This window comes from Streptomyces sp. NBC_00859, assembly GCF_045161865.1.
Taxonomy (GTDB): Bacteria; Actinomycetota; Actinomycetes; order Streptomycetales; family Streptomycetaceae; genus Streptomyces.
In genome coordinates this window covers 7,901,989-7,915,995 of sequence record NZ_CP108826.1, presented here as the reverse complement: position 1 = coordinate 7,915,995, position 14,007 = coordinate 7,901,989, and the positions used below count along the sequence as shown (strand labels likewise).

The following is a 14,007-nucleotide window of genomic DNA, read 5'->3' as shown; positions in this document are numbered from 1 at the left end:
GGAGCGGGGCGTGGAGATATCGCACCGTAACAGCGGAGCACCGTGTGCGATGCGTTTCTTTTCCGTATTCAGCAGGGATATGGCGGGCCGCCCGGATGCAGATTTCGTGATTCAGAAGATTCCTTGCCGACCGCAAGTCGTGACGGCTAGCTTCCTTCTCGCACCACCAGTAATACCGGAATCAAACAAGGAGTGATCATGACGAACCACGCCTCGATCCTGCGTCCGCGTCTGGACAAGATCAAGCCGCAGGACCGCTGAATCACAGCCCGATGAACGGAATGCCGCCACCTTCGGGTGGCGGTATTCCCAATTGGCAGGGAATTTCCTTCCGAGGAGTCAACTGTGGACCAGTACAGGACGATCGACAACGAGATTCCGGTCGTCGCGCAGATCGATGAGCGTCTGCACACGACCACGATCTGTCTGGCGTCGAAATATGGCGCCCGGCATGATCCGCAGGGGCAGTGCGGGGCCGCCCATCTGCTGGAGCATGTGCTCATGTCGGCTCCGGTGGGCTCCGTGTCCTCGCTCAGTGAGCACGTCGAGCGCCTGGGCGGATATGCGAACGCCGAGACCGGTCCGGACCGGATGCTCTTCTACGCCCAGGTCGGCGCCGACGACGCGGACGATGTCGCCCGTCTGCTGCAGCAGGCGGTTCTCGAGCCGCGGTGGCAGGAGCGCGTGGTGGAGCAGGAGAAGCGCGCGGTCTTCCAGGAGCTGGCGGCGGGGGCGGCCGATCCCAGTGATGTGGTCCAGGACGCCATCCTCGCCGACCTGTTCCCCGGCCACCCGCTGGGCCGTCCCGTCGGCGGGCTGAGCGCGGACGTCGAGGCCCTGGACGCCGCAGCGCTGGCCGCCGCCCACGCGGAGCGCCTGCGGAATGCGGCGTTGTCGGTGGTCGTGGTCGGGCCGCGTATCCCGGAAGCAGTCGATCCGGCGGCCGCCGGTGTGAGCGCCTCGGCCTTCGCCTCGCTCGCCACCCTGCCGGTGGCCTCGTCCCCGGTGCCCTCGCTGGCCCCGTCCCCGCCGCCGGCCTGGCCGGACGAGTTCGCCTGGCTGTGTGTGGGGGCGCACTCGGTGCACAACCACGACCCGCGGCGCCCGCACTACAACGTGCTCGCCCAGCTCATGGGTTCCAGCCCCTCGTCGTTGCTGTACCGGCGGCTGCGGGGTGAGGCGGGACTGGCGTACTCGTTCCAGGCGTGGAACCGGGGGTACGGCGAGAGCGGTGCGTGGCGGGTGATGGCCGGGGTCGAACCGGGCAACGGGGAGACCGCGCTGAAGGTCATCCGCGACACCCTGGAGGAGCTGGCCGAGCGGGGGCCGGAGCCCGAGGATCTGGCCTCCGCCCGACGGCAGGCCCAGATGCGTATCCTCACCTGCGTCGACACGCCGCTGGAGTGCGCCCGGTTCCTGGCGATGCGCAGCGGTGGGCCGGCCGGCTGGTCGCCGGGCGCGGAGGTCGATTTCATCGGCCGGATCAGTGCGGTCGATGTCCGGTCCGCGGCCCGGCAGGTGCTCGGCGGTCTGCGCACGGTCGTCCGTCCGGAGGCGAAGTGAGCTCCGTCGTGTCGTACTTGGAGCGGGCGGCCGAGGCCGGGCTGGCCGGTGAAGTGTGCGGGCTGCCCTATGTGGCGGACCGCTACGACGACCCGTTCACCGGGGTGCACCAAGTCCTCGTCGAGTACTGCGCCCCCGGCCTCGTGGCTCCGCACGGCCGCCTCGGCGCCCTGCTGGGGTCTGTGATGGAGCGTCATCCGCTGGCCGGGCGGGTGCTGTTGCGGGTGGCGGGTGCGGGGGTCCTGCCGGCGCCCTGGCAGCGGCGCACGACGTACATCGAGTACGGCGGCGGTGACCGGCAGCCGTCTGCGGGCGCCGTCACGGTGCGCCCGGCGCGGGCGGCGGACGATCCGCTGGTCCACCGGTGGCTGGTGTGCGCGTTCCGTAACTCCTATCCGGGCCAGGTCATCGATCCGCAGCACGCCGGTATCACGTCTCTTCTGTCGGCTCCCGGCCGGCGGTCCTTCATCGCGGAGGTGGCCGGTGTGCCGGTGGGTCACGGCACGGTGCTGCTGGGCGAGTCGGACGAGATCACGGGTGAGCCCTTCGCCGAGCTGGTGGACATTCTGATCGATCCGCCGGAGCACCGCAGGGCGGCCACCGGCGCACTGGTGTCGGCTGCTGCCGCGGCCGGCGGGGATCTGCCGCTGCGTGGGCACGTGGTCCATCCCCGGGACGGCGCCGGCGGCGCGCGTGCGGGGCAGGTGCTGGGCGGCCTGCTGCATGCCGGCTGGCACATCGCCCACGGCTTCTGGGACCGGGACCTGACGGCGGTGCCCGCCGCTGGGGGCGGTGCGGCCGACGGTATGAGGAGGCAGTGTTGAACGCCGTAGTCACCCAGGACCTCAGCCGCCATTACGTCGAGCGCCGTTCGGGGTCCCAGCGGGAGGTCACCGCCCTGGAAGGGGTCGCTCTCACGGTGGAGAGGGGTGAGGTGCACGGTCTGATCGGCCCGAACGGGGCCGGCAAGACCACCCTGTGCAAAATCCTCAGCACCGTGCTGGAGCCGTCGTCGGGCCGGGCGAGCGTTCTGGGCCTGGACGTGGTGCGCGAGGCGCGCGCCGTGCGCCGGTCCATCGGCCTGGTCTTCGGCGGTGACCGGGGCCTGTACGGCCGGCTCAGTGCCCGGGAGAACCTGCAGTTCTGGGGTTCCATGTACGGGGTGGGAGGCAGTGAACTGCGCCGCCGTGCGGATGAGTTGCTGGAGCGTGTGGGGCTTGCGGAGAGGGCCGGCTCCCGGGTCGACACGTTCTCCCGGGGGATGAAGCAGCGCCTGCACCTGGCCCGTGGGCTGATCGGTTCCCCGCAGCTGCTGCTGCTGGACGAGCCGACGGTCGGTATGGATCCGGTGGCCGCACTGGACTTCCGTACCCTCATCGACGAACTGCGCGCGGAGAACCGCACGATCCTGCTGACCACGCACGACATGGCGGAGGCGGCGGCGGTCTGCGACCGGGTCACGCTCATCGATCACGGGAAACTGGTCGTCACCGAGAGCCCGGCGACCATCGGCCGCCTGGTCACCCGGTTCGAGCGGATCACGGTCCGCCAGGCCGCGCCCGGTCTGCTGGACCTGGTCCGGGATCTGCCGGGTGTGGCGGGCGCCGAGTGCGACGGCGACACGCTGTCGCTGGAGACCGACGGCGGCGAGGCCACCTCCGCGGCGCTTGCGGTACTGGTCGGCGCGGGCGCACGGCACATCAGCACCTCCCACCCCGGGCTGGAGGAGGTCTACCTGCACCTGGTGGGCCGGCGGGGAATGACGGTGACACCGTGAGTCTGTTCCTCGTCTCCCTCCGGTTCCAGCTGCGCCTGGCCCCGCGCTCCCGCAGCGCGCTGCAAGTCTGGTTCACCGCACCGCTGTTCACCACGATCTTCCTGTCGATCGCCGAGCACGCGCACCGGCAGGACATCACCTCGTACGCCGTGGTGGCGCCCACCCTCATGGGGCAGTGGGCGCTGACGCTGGGCGTGGCCGGGGAGATCATCACCGATGAGCGCAACCAGGGCACGCTGGAGGGGCTGACCGCCACTCCGGGGCGGCTGTCCGTCGTCGTCGTGGGCCGGATCTGCGCCGTGAGCCTGATGGGTCTGGTGGCGATGGCGGAGTCCTGGACGGTGGCGGGTGTCTTCTTCGGCCGGTGGATCGCCGTGCCGCACCCGGTCGTCCTGGCGCTGGGGTCGCTGGCCACGGCCGCGGCGATGGCGGGCACGGCCAGTATCCTCTCGCCGCTGTTCGTGCTGATCCCGACCGCCCGGACGGTGCAGAACACCCTCAACTATCCCGTGTTCCTGCTCAGCGGGGTGCTGGCGCCGGTCAGCACCCTGCCGGCCTGGATCCGGCCGGCCTCCCACGTGGTCTTCCTCAGCTGGAGTGCCGATCTGCTGCGCCGGGCCCTGTCGGGGGCCGCCGTCGACCACGTGGCGGGCCGGATCGCCATGATCGCCGTCCTGGGCATGGCCGGCTACCTGACCGGTGCCGTGCTGCTGGCCCGCGTGCTGCGCCGGGTCCGCAGAACCGGCACCCTCAGCCACTCTTGAGAGGCCACCCGATGTACTTTCCGAGCGCCCGGCTCATCCGGTCCGGGTTCCGCAACGCGGTCGCCGATTTCAAGGCGACGTACACGTGGCGCAGTTGGCTGTTCGCCTGGCTCGGCCGGATGCTGGCGCAGGTGGTCTTCTTCACCGGCCTCGGCCGCGCCATCGGCTCCCCCGGCGAGGTCGGCTTCCTGGTCCTGGGCAACGCGATGATGACGTGTGTGATCGACGCGATGGCGGTGGTGGCGACCACGAGCGGGGAGCGCCGCGCGGGCACCCTGTCGCTGCTGATCGCCTCGCCGTCCGACCCGGTCTGGGTGCTGTTCGGCCGCAGTCTGCACTGGCCGGCGAGCGGGGTGGCGACGTCGGTCGTGGCGCTGTTCGCCCTGGGGCCGCTCTACGGGATCCGCTGGCAGGCCGCGCAGGTGCCGGTGGCCGTGGCGCTGGTGTTCCTGACGGCATTGGGCACGTACTGCGTCGGCCTGTTTTTGGCGATGGCGGTGCTCAACGTCCCGCAGTGGCGCAACGTGGTGTCCAACTGCGCCTATCTGGCCATGATGGCGTTCTGCGGGGTGCAGGTGCCGGCGTCGTTCTGGTCCCCGGCCGTGCGGGTGGCCGCGCAGGCGGTGCCGCTGACCCACACGCTGTCGGCCCTGCGGCTCGTGGTCGGCGGCGCACCGCTGTCCGCCGTGGCCGTGGAGGCGGCGCCCGCGCTGCTGTGCGCGGCGGGCTGGCTGCTGGCGGCGTTCGGGGCGTTCCACTGGATGGTCTCGGTCCGCGCCCGCCGCTTAGGCTCCCTCGATCTGTCGGCCTGACCCGCCGCGCGGCCGGCCGGGTTCAGCGCGGCCGGCAGCCGCAGGCAGTCCCCGGGTCCGGGCAGTGCGCGGCCAGGGAGCGGGCCAGGACGGCCGTTGCCTCGTCGACGGCGGCGGCGTAGGCGTCCCCACCGGTACGGGCCGCCGGATCGAGTCCGAGGTCGAGTACGACGCGGTGTCCGCCGCTGCGAGCGCAGGTGAGCCGGCAGCGGTTCAGCGACAGCGCGACCTGCGGCGGGGTGTGCGGTATCGCCTCGTGGACCGCGCGGCACAACGCCGCCTCGGCCGCGGCCTGCTGGGCGCCGTCGCGCGGGAGCACGCCCACCCGGCGAAGGGCGGGCTCGGGGCCGTCCTGGCCGTAGGCATGGCCCTGGCAGCTGTCGTACGTGGTCAGCCGCCAGGCGCCGGTGGTCAGGATGTTCACCAGGGGCCAGACCCCGGGCTCGATCGCCTCCCGCCACCGCGGGTGGTGCGGGTCGAGATCGTCGGCCTCCTGGATGCCCGTCAGGCCGACGGTGTTGACGTTGCCCGCGCTGCTCACGTGCAGCCGCGCTTGGGGGCGCCAGGCCGCCGGGTCGTCCCACCGCGCGAGGAAGGCCGCGATGTCCGGCATCACGTTGGGTTCCCGCCGGCGCACACCGATCAGCCGGCAGGAATCCGGTGCCGCCGCAAGCGCGTCCTGCGGGGAGTGTGTTTTCTCGGTCATGAAATTCCTCCGTGCGGAGAATGAGAATTTTTCGGGCCATCCTAACGACGCAGGCCGCACGTGTTGTCCGCACCGGGCGCCGGGGTTTGCGCTTTCCGGCAGAATCCGCGGCCTACGGGGCCGCCCCGTTTCGCATACCCGCAATTTCTTCGACATCGGGCGGGCGGTACCGGATTCTCTTGGCAGGGCTGCGTCCGGATCCGGACGCACACGTACCCCTCCAACGGAAGGAACCCGGCTGTGAGAGCACCGTACGATCTCGCCGTGGTCGGTCTGGGCTATGCCGGTCTTCCGCTCGCGATGGCCGCCTCCCGGGCCGGCCTGCGGGTCGCGGGCCTGGACACCGACGCGGAGCGGGTCGCCCGGCTGAGTGCGGGCGGCAGTTACGTGGACGACGTTCCCGCCGGCGAGGTGGCCGGCGCCCTGGCGGCGGGGTTCACCGCGACGACGGACCCGGACGTGCTGGCCGGCGCCTCGGCGATCGCCATCTGCGTGCCGACACCGGTGCGCGACGAGCAGCCGGACCTGACGGCGGTCACCGACACGGTCGGGCTGATCGCGCCGCGCCTGCGGCCGGGGGCCCTGGTCGTGCTGGAGTCCACGACCTACCCGGGGACGACCACGGATCTGCTGCTGCCGGTGCTCGCCGCGGGCGGGCGGACGGTGGGCAAGGACTTCTTCCTCGCCTACTCGCCGGAACGTATCGACCCCGGCAACCCGGCCTACCGGCTGGACAACACGCCGAAGATCGTGGGCGGTGTCACCCCCGAGTGCGCACACGCCGCCTCCGCGCTCTACGAGCCGCTGGTGCAGAAGGTCATCAGCGTCAGCACGCCCGCCGCCGCCGAGACGGCAAAGCTGCTGGAGAACACCTACCGGCAGGTCAACATCGCGCTCGTCAACGAGCTGGCGGTCTTCTGCAACGGCATGGGAATCGACGTCTGGGAGGTCGTCGCCGCCGCGGGCACCAAGCCGTTCGGCTTCCAGTCCTTCCACCCCGGCGCCGGCGTCGGGGGGCACTGCATCCCGGTCGATCCCCGGTATCTGGCCTTCCGCGGCCGGAGCGTGGGCAGTCCGCTGCGCATCGTCGAAGTAGCCCAGGAGATCAACGACGCCATGCCCGGCATCGTCGTCGAGCGCATCACCCGCATCCTGAACGACCAGCGGCGCAGTGTCCGTTCGGCCCGGGTGCTGCTGCTCGGCGCCACGTACAAGCCGGACATCGCGGACGACCGGGGTGCGCCCCTGGTGCCGGTCGCCGAGCGGCTGCACCGCCTCGGTGCCCGAGTGGCCTTCCACGACCCGTACGTGGAGCGGGCCGATGTGGCCGGGCTGACGCTGCGGTGCGAGGAGTCGCTGGAGGACGCGGTCGCGCGGGCGGACCTCGTGGTCCTGCTCCAGGCGCACCGCGAGTACGACGTCGTCACCCTCGCCGACCGTGCCGGCCTGTTCTTCGACACCAGCGGCCGTGCGGCCGGCAGCGGGGTCACTCTCCTGTGAGCCGCCCGCTCACGGAACGACTCCTTTCGTTCCTGCCCGCCGCTGCGGCGGGCAGGAAAGGAGTTTTCCGTGTTCCCGCATCCTGCATCCCGCATCCCCGAAATGCGGAAAACAGAACTGCGGCAATCGGAAATTTCAGCGGCCGGAAATCATTGCCGCGCCCCGAGACGCATTGCTAATTTCGTGTGCAGCGGAAGGGAATTGCCTTCCGGAGAGAATGGGAGAGGAAAGATGTCGCAGTCCCAGAACGCCGAGTTCGAGTTCGACTCCTTCGTCGACGCGGTCAAGACGTACGGCCTGGAGGCGGTCAGCGCCAAGGACACCGCCCACTCGTCCGCGGTCTCCGTCCGCCCCTGGCAGCACGTTGAGGAGCAGCTCGGCGGCGGCACCGTCGCCCGCTGATCCGGGCCCCCCGATAACCCGCGGGGGCGGCCGGTCCCATCCGGCCGCTCCCGCGGGCGCGGTCCCCTCCACCCACGGCACGGACACGAGGCAGGTATGTCAGCGAACCGCAATCCGGCAGGCACCGGGCCCGATCATGCCGTCGAGGCGGACACGGTCATCCTCGGCGGCGGTCTGTCCGGTCTCGCCGCCGCGTCCGGTCCCGGTGATGAGGCCGTGGTCCTGGAGGCGCAGGACCGCCCCGGTGGCCTGGTGCGTACCGAGCGGATCGGTGACTACTGGTTCGACCATGTCATCCATCTGCTGTACTTCAGCCATCCGGTGGTCGAGGAACGTGTCACCGCCCTCCTGGGCGATGTCCTGCAGCCCTGTCCGCCGGTCTCCTGGATCGAGACGAGTGCGGGCGACACCCGCTTCCCCATCCAGCTCAACCTCGCCGGCCTGGAACCTGCCGCGCGCGCGGCCTGCCTCACCGACCTGGAGGCCGCCCATGAGCGGCCGCTGCCGGCGGCCGATTACGAAAAGCTGCTCCTCAACGCCTTCGGGCGCTCCCTGTGCGAGCTGTTCTTCTTTCCGTACAACCGGAAGCTGTGGCGGCGTCCGCCGTCGGAACTGTCGGCTTCCGGTTTCCACTGGAACCTGACCCGGCCGAGCGTCGCCGACGTCGTGCGCGGGGCCGATCCCGGTCGTGAGGTGGCCCAGGGGTACAACTCCCGCGGCTGGTACCCGCGTCCGGCCGGCCCGGGGCGGCGGGGCATGGAGGTGCTGAGCCAGGCTCTGGCGGCCCAGGTTCCCGGACTGCGGCTGCGCCATACCGTCGAAGGCATCGATCCGCTCTCGCGCACCGTCACCGCCCGCACCCCGCAGGGCACGGCCCGGTTCCGGTACGTGCGGGACTGCGTCTCGACGCTGCCGCTGCCGGTCACCGTGGCGCTGTGCAGCACGGCCCCGGCGGACCTGGTGGAGCGCTGTGCCGCGCTGCCGCGCAACCGGGTGCGTTCGGTGGCGCTCGCGGTCCGCGGTCCGCGCCCGGCCGGCACCGGTCACTGGCGGTACTACACGCGGGAGGACGTGCCCTTCACCCGCCTGGTGTTCATGACGGAGTTCGATCCCGGTATGGCACCGCCGGACGGCTGGGGGCTGCTGGCGGAGGTCGTCGAGCGGGCCGAGGAAGCGCCCTGCTCCGACAGCGCCCTCATCGAGCAGGTGATCACCGGGGTCCGCGCCGTAGGCCTGCTGAGCGAAGCCGATGAACTCGTCGCCACCCGGGTTCTGACCTGTGACCCCGGCTATGTGGTCTTCACCCCCGAGAGCCGTGCGGTGACCCAGGAGGCGACGGCGTTCCTGGCGCGCGAGGGCGTCACCGCCCTGGGCCGCTACGGCACCTGGACCTATTCGTCGATGTCCCAGGTCATGGAGTCGGCGTTCGCCTGGGCGGCGAACCGCTGACCCGCCCCCCCCTTTCTGCCCCGCGCGAGCGATTGCCGCGCACCTCACACGACGCCGCAGGCCAGGCGCGACGGCCCGGACGGGCGGCGGGAATGGACACACTGATGCCGTCAACCACCACCAGCCACCGCTTCTTCGTCATGGAAGGCATCGACGGGTCGGGGAAGACCACGACCGGCGGGCTCATCGCCGCGCACGTACGCGGCCGGGGCCACCGGCTGTCCCGTATCGGCCAGCACTCCTGGCTGGACCCGCAGGCGGCGCGGAAGATCATCACCGTGCGCGAGAACGAGGAACACGCGTACAGCCCGCGGGAGATCGCCGACGCCTACTTCACCGACCGCCGGCTCCAGGCCGCGGCCGTCGGCCGGCTCCTGCGGGACCGCAGCGTGCTCAGCGACCGCTTCGTCTTCAGCGAGGCCGTCTATATGGAGGCGCTGTACGGAACCCCCGCGCGCGAGACCCTGGACCGCTACCACGCCTCCGGCTCGCTGTTCCCCGACCTGATCATCTACGTCGACGTCCCCGTCGGTGTCGCCACCGACCGCGTGATCACCCGCGGGCGGGGCATGCGGCACTACGAGAACGGCTATGCGCTGGGCAAGGTGAGCCGGATCTACCGTGACCTGCTGCTGGACAATCCCCCGCCCTACCTGCCGCCCGTCCAGGTCTTCCACAACAGTGAGGGCGCGCACCACGACCACCGCTTCACCGAGCTGGCCGGCGCCATCGGCCGGCATCTCAGCCCCGGCGGGCGGCTGGTGAGCACCCCGTGAGCAGCGTCTGCGTCGTCATCCCGTGCCTCAACGCGGCGCACCTCGTCGGGCGCCAGCTCGCCGCCCTCACACGGCAGCCGTCGGCCCGGGAGCTGAAGGTGGTCCTGGTCGACGACGGTTCCCAGGACCACCTCACCGACGTGGTCCGCCGCTACGAACACCACCTGGACATCCTCGTCGTCCGCCAGCACCGCCGCCGCGGCACCGGGGCCGGCCGCAACGCCGGTGCCCGCGCGGGCACGTCGGACGTGCTGCTCTTCCTCGACGCCGACGACGAGGTCGCCGACGACTACGTCGAGGCCATGACCAAGGCGCTGGAGTCCAGCGCCATCGTGAGCGCCGGGATCGACTACCGGCTCCTGAACCCCGCCCGCGTGATCCGCCGCACCCCGCCGGACCAGCTGTGCCCGGTCCTGGACGACGGCTTCTTCCTCCCGTTCGCCCTCGGCGGGCTGGTGGGGATGACCCGCGGGCTCTTCGAGGAGATCGGCGGTTTCGACGAGTCGCTGCCCGCCCTCGCCGACCTGGACATCTCCTGGCGGGCCCAGCTCGCGGGCCACTCGATCGGGCTGGCCGACACCGTGGTCTCGGTGGGCCTGCACGACGGTCACCGCTCGCGGCTGCGCCGGGCGAGGTTCCAGGCCCGCGACATCGTCCCGCTGCGGGCGAAGTACGCGCCGCACGGACTGCCCGCGGTCACCTGGCGCGCCCACGCGTCCGGCTGGCTGCGCCTGGTCACCGGCGCCGGCCGTGCCACCCGGCCCGCCGGGCGCTCCTGCCTGGTCTGGGACCTGGGATGGCAGACGGGCGAACTGGGCTCCCTGATCAGCCACCGGCCGCTCCCCCGTCCCGCCACCGCCCGCCCGGAGAACTCATGATCACCTTGTCCCGAGGGCTCAATCCGAACGAGTCCGCCTGGATGGAACCCTGTGTGCCCGGCGAGGAGCCCTTCGATGTGCTGGCCGGTTCGCCGTCCTGGGACCACGTCCTGGACGCCCTCGGCGGCTGGGCGCTGGCCAGGGAACTGGACAGCCGCACCGGCCGGGCCGCCTGCGCCGCGCTCCGGCACGGCGCGCCGGCCGGGGCCGCCCTCGGTGTCCGTCCGGCGCGGGCCGCCGAGTCCGCCGCAGGGGGGCCGCAGCCCGCCGGCCCGACCGCCTCGGCGGTGCTCCGCGCCCGCGGGAGCGGCCCCGGCTGCGCCCAGGGCGACTTCGTGGCCGTCTCCCGCACGGTCGGCTTCGCACCGGAGCTGTTCGCCGGTGCCTCAGGTGTGATCGCCCCGCGGTACTCGCCCTCGGCGCTGGCGCGGCTGCGGGAGCTGGACGGCGGACGCCTGGTCGTGCTGCAGAGCCGCCCGGCGCCGCCGCCGGCCGTCCGGCGCAGCGTCACGGAGTTCCACGGCCTGCGGCTGGTGCGCGAGACTCCCGAGCCGGCCCGGTTCCTGGGCGGTGTGGAGACCCTCTGCGGGGAGGTCACGGACCTCGAAGACCTCACCGTCGCCGCCCTGACCGCACGTCAGGCCCCTGCGGGTTCGATGGTGTTCGCGGTGCAGGGCCGGGCCGCCGGCTTCGGCACGGGCCACCGCGACCGGCTGGACGAGTCCCCTCTGGCGGCCGGCCGGGCCCGTACCTGGCTGCGTCGCCACGGTCCGGACCTGCTCGCGGTGGAATTGGGGCCCGGTGCGTTCCCGGCGGTGACCCTTGCCGCGGACGAGGACTTCGCGCTCGCCGAGGTCGTCGAGATCGCCGCCGGCCTCGGTGTCACCCAACTCGTCACCCCGCGCGGGGCGGCCGGTCCCGCCGCGGTCCTGGAGGCCTGCGCGCGGCACGGCATGAGCTGGACGGTCACCGGCGACCGGTTCTCCCGCTCCTGAACCGCCACCCGTCCGGGCTGCGGCGCCCCGCGATCGCGCGCGGGCGCCGCGGCCCGGCACATCCCGAAGGAGAACCATGCAGCGTTTCACCGAATCCGATCGCCCGGTCCTGGTGACCGGTGGAGCGGGATTCATCGGCGGGCACCTCGTCGAGGCACTGTCCCGTGCCGGGCACCGGGTACGGGTGCTGGACGACCTGTCCACCGGGCTGGCCGCGACCGTCCAGGACCTGCCGGGCGTGAGACTGGTGCGCGGCAGCGTGCTCGACGCCGGCGATGTCTCCCGGGCGGCCGAGGGCACCGGACTGGTCATTCATCTCGCCGGTGTCGTCGGCATGCGGCTCGCCGCCGAGATGGCCGACCACGCCTACCGTGTCGGGCGCGAGGGCACCGACACCGTACTGCGTCACACCGGAGGGACCCCTGTCGTCCTGGTCTCCAGTTCGGCGGTCTACGGGCTGTCCGACGGCAGCAGCCCGCTCGACGACGAGCTGCCCGTGGACCGCTCGGTGCCGCTCGCCTACGACGGGGGCGCCCCCGGCTACGCCACCGGCAAGTGGGAGATGGAACGTCTGGGTCTGGATGCCGCCGCCCGCCGGCCGGTCCTGATCGTCCGGCCGTTCAACGTGGTCGGCCCGCGCCAGAGCGGCCGCTACGGCATGGTGCTGCCGACGTTCTGGGGCCAGGCCCAAGCCGGGGTGGCGCTCACCGTGCACGGGGACGGCAGCCAGCGGCGCTGCTTCACCGACGTCGGCCAGTTCATCGGCCGGCTGCGGGAGTTGTGCGCCGCCCCGCGCGCCTGGCAGGCACGCCGGCCGCTCTACAACATCGGCTCCGTCACCAGCACCAGCATCACCGAGCTGGCCGCTCTGGTCCTGAAGGCCACCGGCGGCACGGCCGGTATCACCCATGTCCCTTACGAGTCCGTCTTCCCCGGACGCGTCGATGTGACCGGCCGCGTTCCGCGCGTCGACCGGCTCCGCGACCTGACCGGCGAGACCGTGTGGCTGCCGGCCGCCTCGATCGTGGCGAAAATGCTCGCCGACCGCACCGGGAAAACACCCGAACCGCACTGCGGATAGCCGCAGTTCCGCCGTTCGGCGTTGACGCGGCGCGCCCGGAAAGAGAAGCATTATCCACGGGAATTGCGCAGCCGACCGTACTGCTTTCACGCGAGGAGACTGAGGACCATGGAACTACGACTTCCCGCACCTGGGGAAACACTTCTGGTGATGCTCAAGCTCCCCGGGGAAATGTGCAACATAAACTGCCACTACTGCTATGAACGCCGCAAGCCGTATCCGAACGCGCTGATGCTGAAGCCGGATCTGCTCCGGAGTTTCCTGGAGACCTGCGGCGAGCGGCCGCTGGCCATCGAACTGCACGGCGGGGAACCGCTGCTGATCGGCCGGAAGAAGATGGCTGCGCTCTTCGAGGAGATCCGGGCCTATCCGGGGCCGGTGTCCGTCGCGATGCAGACGAACGGCATCCTGCTGGACGGTGCGTGGCTGGACTTCTTCGACCGGGAATGGCCCGGCATCGAGATCGGTGTCAGCCTCGACGGTGACATGAAGGGCAACTCCCACCGGGTGGACTTCGCCGACCGTCCCACCTACCCCAAGGTGGTCCGGGCGCTGGAGCTGCTGGCCGCTCGCGGCCGCCAGGTGGGAGTGATCACCGTGGTGACCCGGCACGTCCTGGGCCGGGCCGGTGAAGTCCTCGACACACTCGCCGCGTTCGAGGCGGTCAAGACCGTCAAGCTGTCCGGCTGCCTGGACTTCAACGTCCGCACCAAGAACTACCGGACGCCGAACCGCACCTCCCTGAAGCTGCTCAATCCCGACGGGGTCGGCATGCCGGGCTGGGCGACCAGCCCGGGTGAGTACGCCGAATTCCTCATCGAGGCCTTCGACCACTGGCACTCCACCAAGTCGTTCCGCTCCTACATGCTGGAGCCGTTCTTCAGCATCATCCGCTCGCTGTCCGGGCTGCCCGCCGGTTACTCCGGCTACAGCGACCGCAAGGAACCCTTCATCGTCACCCTCTACCCGGACGGCCGGGTAGGCAGCTCCGACGAGCTCAGCATGCCCACCTCGCTGCTGAGCAGGGTCGGCGACTTCACCGACATCGACGACCTGCTCACCCTCGACGGCAACGCGCCGCTGCGCGGCGACCTCTCGGCCCTGCTGGCCAAGTGCGCCGGCTGCTCGCACCTCGCCTCCTGCCGCGGGGGCGCCCTCCCCGACCGGCTGCGCTTCGAGGGCACCGGCTTCGAGGAGGAGTACTGCGACCACCGCCGCCAGGTCATCGACCACGTCGCGGCCGCCCTGCCCACCGCGTCCGCCCCCGAACTCACCACCGCCTCCTGAACCCGCCTTACCGAAAC

Annotated in this window: 14 protein-coding genes; 13 read left to right on the top strand and 1 reads right to left on the bottom strand. The window is 71.5% G+C overall.

Features of this window, described 5'->3' with window-relative positions:
• The first annotated feature begins 345 nt into the window (after positions 1–345).
• The 5 genes from OG584_RS34740 to OG584_RS34720 are packed head-to-tail and all read left to right on the top strand — an operon-like array spanning position 346 to position 4,916.
• The gene (locus OG584_RS34740) at positions 346–1,563 is read left to right on the top strand and encodes a M16 family metallopeptidase (RefSeq protein ID WP_405773756.1); all 1,218 of its coding nucleotides are present in this window, start codon (positions 346–348) and stop codon (positions 1,561–1,563) included.
• Complete coding sequence (locus tag OG584_RS34735) at positions 1,560–2,387, top strand: hypothetical protein (protein ID WP_405773758.1); 828 nt, start codon at positions 1,560–1,562, stop codon at positions 2,385–2,387. Before OG584_RS34740 ends, OG584_RS34735 begins: the two co-directional genes overlap by 4 nt.
• A complete protein-coding gene (locus OG584_RS34730) occupies positions 2,384–3,340 on the top strand; it encodes an ABC transporter ATP-binding protein (protein ID WP_405773760.1) in 957 nt (318 codons plus the stop codon). The genes OG584_RS34735 and OG584_RS34730 overlap by 4 nt, the downstream gene beginning before the upstream one ends.
• The gene (locus OG584_RS34725; RefSeq protein WP_405773762.1) at positions 3,337–4,104 is read left to right on the top strand and encodes an ABC transporter permease; all 768 of its coding nucleotides are present in this window, start codon (positions 3,337–3,339) and stop codon (positions 4,102–4,104) included. The genes OG584_RS34730 and OG584_RS34725 overlap by 4 nt, the downstream gene beginning before the upstream one ends.
• Positions 4,105–4,115: 11 nt before the next feature.
• Complete coding sequence (locus OG584_RS34720; RefSeq protein ID WP_405773764.1) at positions 4,116–4,916, top strand: ABC transporter permease; 801 nt, start codon at positions 4,116–4,118, stop codon at positions 4,914–4,916.
• Positions 4,917–4,938: 22 nt separating this feature from the next.
• Here the strand turns inward: OG584_RS34720 and OG584_RS34715 are convergent, their stop codons facing one another.
• Positions 4,939–5,622 (bottom strand): hypothetical protein, encoded by a 684-nt coding sequence (locus OG584_RS34715; protein ID WP_405773766.1) that lies wholly within the window; start codon positions 5,620–5,622, stop codon positions 4,939–4,941.
• Positions 5,623–5,862: 240 nt separating this feature from the next.
• On the opposite strand from OG584_RS34715, the gene OG584_RS34710 reads away from it, so the two are divergent.
• The 8 genes from OG584_RS34710 to OG584_RS34675 all read left to right on the top strand — a co-directional run bounded on the left by OG584_RS34710 (position 5,863) and on the right by OG584_RS34675 (position 13,990).
• Entirely contained in the window at positions 5,863–7,122 is a 1,260-nt protein-coding gene (locus OG584_RS34710) for a nucleotide sugar dehydrogenase (protein WP_405773768.1), read from the top strand.
• A gap of 231 nt (positions 7,123–7,353) precedes the next feature.
• Positions 7,354–7,524, top strand: coding sequence for a hypothetical protein (locus OG584_RS34705; protein ID WP_405773770.1), 171 nt, complete (start codon positions 7,354–7,356; stop codon positions 7,522–7,524).
• Between the two features lie 96 nt (positions 7,525–7,620).
• On the top strand, positions 7,621–8,973 hold the full coding sequence (locus OG584_RS34700; RefSeq protein WP_405773772.1) for a protoporphyrinogen/coproporphyrinogen oxidase: 1,353 nt from the start codon (positions 7,621–7,623) through the stop codon (positions 8,971–8,973).
• A gap of 104 nt (positions 8,974–9,077) precedes the next feature.
• On the top strand, positions 9,078–9,749 hold the full coding sequence (locus tag OG584_RS34695; protein ID WP_405773774.1) for a dTMP kinase: 672 nt from the start codon (positions 9,078–9,080) through the stop codon (positions 9,747–9,749).
• A complete protein-coding gene (locus OG584_RS34690; protein WP_405773776.1) occupies positions 9,746–10,627 on the top strand; it encodes a glycosyltransferase family 2 protein in 882 nt (293 codons plus the stop codon). The genes OG584_RS34695 and OG584_RS34690 overlap by 4 nt, the downstream gene beginning before the upstream one ends.
• Entirely contained in the window at positions 10,624–11,622 is a 999-nt protein-coding gene (locus tag OG584_RS34685) for a hypothetical protein (protein WP_405773778.1), read from the top strand. The genes OG584_RS34690 and OG584_RS34685 overlap by 4 nt, the downstream gene beginning before the upstream one ends.
• A 76-nt stretch (positions 11,623–11,698) precedes the next feature.
• Positions 11,699–12,703, top strand: coding sequence for an NAD-dependent epimerase/dehydratase family protein (locus OG584_RS34680; RefSeq protein WP_405773780.1), 1,005 nt, complete (start codon positions 11,699–11,701; stop codon positions 12,701–12,703).
• Between the two features lie 150 nt (positions 12,704–12,853).
• A complete protein-coding gene (locus OG584_RS34675; RefSeq protein WP_405773782.1) occupies positions 12,854–13,990 on the top strand; it encodes a radical SAM protein in 1,137 nt (378 codons plus the stop codon).
• Positions 13,991–14,007: the final 17 nt, after the last annotated feature.